Source organism: Rhodococcus sp. R1101, assembly GCF_000278445.1.
Lineage (GTDB): Bacteria > Actinomycetota > Actinomycetes > Mycobacteriales > Mycobacteriaceae > Rhodococcus > Rhodococcus gordoniae.
The window spans coordinates 1-1224 of record NZ_AJVB01000745.1; the positions used below are offsets into that span (position 1 = coordinate 1).

The window sequence follows — 1224 nt, forward strand, 5'->3', positions numbered from 1 at the left end:
ACCCCATGCCATCTGCAGACTCGGCGTGAGGTACTGCAGCATGCCGAGCGTCGCGAGGGGGACCCGTTGCGCGGCCGCACCGAAGAGCAGCAGCGGCACCGCGGTCACCAGACCCGTCGACACGAGCAGGGCGGTGTGATCCACCCCGTGCCCGAGGAAGGTTCCGGTACCTGTCACCGCGAGGAAGATCACGTATCCGAGCGCGAACGGAGCGGCGACGACTCCCTCCCCCGCCAGCGATGTCCGCGGGTCCAGCGGCACGATCTTCTTGATCACTCCGTAGGACGCGAACGACAGCGCCAGGGTCAGAGCGATGATCGGCGGTCTGCCGTAGTCGACGGTGATCACCACCACCGCACACACCGCCAGCACCAGCGCGGCGATCTGCGCCGGCCGCAGTCGTTCGCGGAAGAACAGGACACCGAACACCACGCTGACGAGCGGGTTGACGAAGTAGCCGAGCGCCGTCTCGACCACCCGGCCCGAGACCACACCGTAGATGTACACGCCCCAGTTGATCGCGATCGCGGTGGAGGCCGCGGCGACCAGACCCCACGTGCGGACGGACAGGCCGCGCAGGGTGGCCAGACGGCCCATGACACCGAGCACGACCAGCATGAGCACGAGAGTCCACAGCACGCGATGCGCGAGGATCTCGACGGCGCCGGCGGGTTCGAGCAGACCGAAGTAGGCGGGGAACAGTCCCCACAACCCGTAGGCGCCGAGTCCGCACAGCACGCCCGTGCGCACGAGGCTCCGTTGTCCCGAATCGCCGTGTCGCCCCGAGTCGGTCACCGGATCACCGTACGGCGTCGCCGGTGCACTGTCGTCCCGAAGGGACCGTCGTCCCGAGGTGACATCACACCTCCCCGTCGTCGGGGCCGGGCACGACCGTCCCGACATGGGTGGGGAGCAGCGGGGTCACCGCGAAGCGTCCCGCGACCGCGTCGGCGGGCAGGACCTCCACGGCGCGCACGTCCGGTTCGTCGGCGACGGCCCGGAACTGTGCTGCGGTACCGCGGAGGACCACCGCGACGACGCACTCGCATCCCGCGGCGAGCCGCTCTGCGGAGACCGCGGCGATCCGCTCGGCGCGTTCCGTTCCGAACTCCACCAGGCCCAGCCGGCCTGCGGCGACCGAGGGGGCGCGCCGCACGGCCTCCGGATTCTCCGGCACCGCGACCGGCACGAGGGGTGTCTGGACACGATCGAGCGGGGACGCGG

The 1224-nt window shown here is 70.7% G+C and carries 1 protein-coding gene and 1 pseudogene; both read right to left on the bottom strand.

What is annotated here, in order from left to right:
* Nucleotides 1-795, bottom strand: a 795-nt coding sequence (gene rarD / locus R1101_RS0123815) for an EamA family transporter RarD (protein WP_016935665.1), incomplete at its 3' end; no start/stop codon positions are given.
* Between the two features lie 64 nt (nucleotides 796-859).
* Nucleotides 860-1224 (bottom strand): annotated as a pseudogene (locus R1101_RS0123820) (hypothetical protein); the annotation flags it as partial.